The 3,730-nt window shown below is 58.7% G+C and carries 2 protein-coding genes; one reads left to right on the top strand and one right to left on the bottom strand.

Annotated elements, in window-relative coordinates:
• On the bottom strand, positions 1-1,981 hold a 1,981-nt coding region (locus tag NW815_RS08215), incomplete at its 3' end, for a cation-translocating P-type ATPase (RefSeq protein ID WP_414415893.1).
• Between the two features lie 373 nt (positions 1,982-2,354).
• Between NW815_RS08215 and NW815_RS08210 the strand changes: the two genes are divergently transcribed.
• Entirely contained in the window at positions 2,355-3,707 is a 1,353-nt protein-coding gene (locus NW815_RS08210; RefSeq protein ID WP_414389105.1) for an FAD/NAD(P)-binding oxidoreductase, read from the top strand.
• Positions 3,708-3,730 lie beyond the last annotated feature (23 nt).

The raw sequence follows: 3,730 nt of genomic DNA, 5'->3' as shown, positions 1-3,730 counted from the left end.
CCGGAGCGTCGTTGACGCCATCGCCGGTCATGGCCACGATCTGCCCCCGCGCTTGCAGAGCTTCCACCAGGCGCAGCTTTTGCTCTGGCACCACCCGTGCGAAGACGGATCCCCGATTGGCAGCTTCCACAAATTCCTCCGGGCTGAGCTGCTCCAGATCTCGACCGCTGTAGGCTTGCACAGGTTTTCCACCCCCCAGGCCCATCTGCTCGGCAATGGCTTGAGCCGTGAGCACGTGGTCGCCGGTGATCATCTTCACCTGGATCCCAGCCGTTTGGCAGGAATGCACTGCCGCAATGGCCTCTGGCCGCGGCGGGTCGATCATTCCTTGCAAACCGAGGAAGATTAAACCCTCCTGCAGATCTGGGTGATCCACCCGAGTTTGGCTGCTGGGGACGGTTTTTTGGGCAAAGGCCAGAACTCGCAGCCCCTGCCGTGCCAAGGCCTCCACCTGCTGGCGAATCCGCTCCTCTTCCAGAGGCTGGATCTCCCCCTGGGATCCCATCTGGCTGCGGCAGCGGGGCAGCAGGGCTTCCACCGATCCCTTGACATAGATGCAGTGCTCTTCTGGCCCCAGGCGGTGCAAGGTGGCCATGTACTGAAACTCAGATTCAAAGGGAATGCTGTCCAGGCGAGGGCGGCGGCGCTGCAGATCGTCCATATCCAAACCCGCCTTTTGGCCCGCCACAATGAGGGCAGCTTCGGTGGGATCCCCTACCACCTCCCACTGGCCGTTGTCTTTGGGTTGCAGACGGGTGTCATTGCAGAGGCAGCCGGCCAAGAGACAAGCCTGTAACGCCAGCAGCCGCTCCACTTCCACTGGATCACCCCCCTCCTGGGCCAGGATTTGTCCCTGAGGACTGTAGCCACTGCCCGTAACTTGGTAGAGCTGGGATCCGGCGTAGATGGCCTGCACCGTCATCTGGTTTTCCGTGAGGGTGCCGGTTTTGTCAGAGCAAATTACCGTAGCGCTGCCCAGGGTCTCCACCGCCGGCAGCTTGCGAATAATGGCGTGGCGTTTTGCCATGCGGGAAACCCCAATCGCCAAGGTTACAGTGACTACCGCCGGCAAGCCTTCGGGGATAGCACTCACCGCCAGCGCCACTGCCGCCTCAAAGACACTGGCCGCCCCCTGTCCCTGAGCCAATCCCACCAAAAAGGTAAGCCCGGCCAAGGTGAGGATGATCCTGAGCAGCATGAGGCTGAATTCCTCGAACTTGCGTGTTAGGGGAGTTTGCAGGGATCCCCCCTTTTCGACCAACTCCGAGATACGGCCTGTTTGAGTCTGGTTGCCAATGGCCACCACCACCCCTGCTCCTTGGCCGAAGGTAACAAAGCTGCCGGCATAGGCCATGTTCTGGCGGTCGGCTAGGGGTGTGTCTTCCGCCAGGGATCCCAGCCGTTTTTCCACCGGCACCGACTCTCCGGTCAGGGCCGATTCATCCACCTGCAAGTTGCGCACGCTTAGCAAGCGCAGGTCGGCGGGCACCTTATCTCCCGAACTCAGCAGCACCACATCCCCCGGCACCAGCTCCCGCGAGGGCACCCGCAGTTTTTGCCCATCCCGGATGACCGTGACCTCCGTCACCACCGACTGGGCCAGGGCGGCGATCGCTTCCTCCGCTTTGGACTCTTGGATGTAGCCGATGAGGGCGTTGATTACCACCACCGCCCAGATCACGATGGCATTGCGCCAGGATCCAAAGAACGCCTTGACCGCCCCGGCAACCATCAAGATGTAGAGCAAGGATTGGTTGAACTGCTGCAGAAACTTCACCCAGGCCGGGGTAGCTGCCTTGGCCTTTAGCTCGTTGGGGCCATATTGCTTCTGCCGTTGGATCACCTCAGCCTGAGATAGACCCCGCTCCAAAAGCGCTGCCAGAGGCAGTTCCTCTGCAACAATTTGGCGGGCAACTTCCTCTTCGGGCAGGGCGTGCCAGGGAGCTGCCGGCAATGAGTCAGGGGAGACGGATTTTGCCATCGCAGGTCTCTAGTTGAATCGCAACAGAACTTGAAAGCCAGCCGTGAATTCAACGGCAAATCCCTCGTACAGTCCACAGCCTAGCCGACGCCGCTTACCCCCCAGAAGTGCCGCTGTTCCCCCCAGCGTCAACAAAGCCTAAGTCCTAGGCTAAGATTTGCCTCAAATTCTCGACAGCTTGAAAAAATGGCTATATTCTTATCGGGTGTTATGATTACGATTGTTTCCCAGCTGCAGCTCCTGAAGGCTGGCAATCTGCAGAGTCTTCTACGGATTGCCAGTTCGGGGTTGTTGGCTGTCATTTAACAGGTTCTTCCGCATTAAACTAAACAGCTTCTTGAGCTCAAGTTCAGTTCTGTTTGAGGAAACTGCTGTGTCAACGACTACTAAGCCAATGGAACTCAAAACCCAATCCCCACCCGCCTCCACCCAAACGAACGGGCGCCCTGGCGTCGAGGGATCCATCTCCAGAACTTCGCAACCTGTCATTCACCATCAAATTGTTGTAGTGGGAGGAGGGGCTGCCGGCATCAGCGCAGCGGCCCAGTTGCTGGAGCGCAAGCGCAATCTTGATATCGCGATTGTCGAGCCCTCCGACAAGCACTACTACCAGCCCGGCTGGACATTGGTAGGGGGAGGTATTGCCCCCCTGGCCAAGTTTATCCGGGACGAAAGGACTGTGATCCCCAAGGGAGCCACCTGGATTCAAGCGCGAGTGGCAGAGCTGGATCCAGATCACAACCGCGTCATCACCGAGACCGGCCAGGTTATTCAGTACGACTACCTCATAATGGCCCCCGGGATCCAAATCGACTGGCACTTGATCGAGGGCTTGCCGGAGGCGCTGGGCAAAGGAGGAGTAACCAGCAACTACTCCAAGGACTACGCCCCCTACACTTGGGAGACCATCCGCAACTTCAAGGGGGGAACAGCCATCTTCACGTACCCGGCTACGCCAATCAAGTGCGGCGGCGCCCCTCAAAAAATCATGTACATGGCCGACGATGTCTTCAAAAGCAAAAGTGGGGTTGGCGTCAACACCAAGGTTCTCTTTTGCACAGCCACTCCCACTCTCTTTGCCGTGCCGGAGTACAGTGCTGCCCTGGAGAAGGTGGTAGAGCGGCGAGGGATCCAGGTGAAATTCAAGCACAACCTCAAAGCCATCCGGCCTGAGACTCAGGAAGCCATCTTTGAAGTCACCACCGACAATGGCAAAGAAGAGGTGAGCCTGCACTACGACATGATCCACGTGGCTCCGCCCATGAGCGCCCCGGACTTTGTCAAGCGCAGCCCCCTGGCTGGCCCTGGAGGATGGGTGGACGTGGATAAAGCAACGCTGCGGCACACCCGCTACCCCAACGTGTTTTCCTTGGGAGATGCCTCTTCTCTGCCAACGTCCAAAACGGCGGCTGCCGCCCGCAAGCAAGCGCCGGTACTGGCCGAAAATCTCTTGGCTGCCATGCAGTCGAAGCCGCTAGTGGCCCGCTACGACGGCTACACCTGCTGCCCCTTGATTACAGGCTACAACTCCCTGATCATGGCCGAGTTTGCCTACAATGCAAAGCTAGCCCCCTCCTTCCCCCTGGACCCAACGCGGGAGCGCTACTCCATGTACCTAGCCAAGGTGCATCTATTACCCTGGCTCTATTGGAACCGCATGCTCAAGGGCAAAAAGTTTGAGGCAGACATCTTCAAGCCCATCAACAAGCTGGTGCACCGCTACTAGGGCTTTCTATCCCCTCACTCCCC

The sequence above is a fragment of the Synechococcus sp. R6-7 genome (genome assembly GCF_047461695.1).
GTDB lineage: Bacteria > Cyanobacteriota > Cyanobacteriia > Thermostichales > Thermostichaceae > Thermostichus.
The sequence above is the reverse complement of the archived record's forward strand: the minus strand, read 5'-3'. Positions and strand labels throughout refer to the sequence as shown.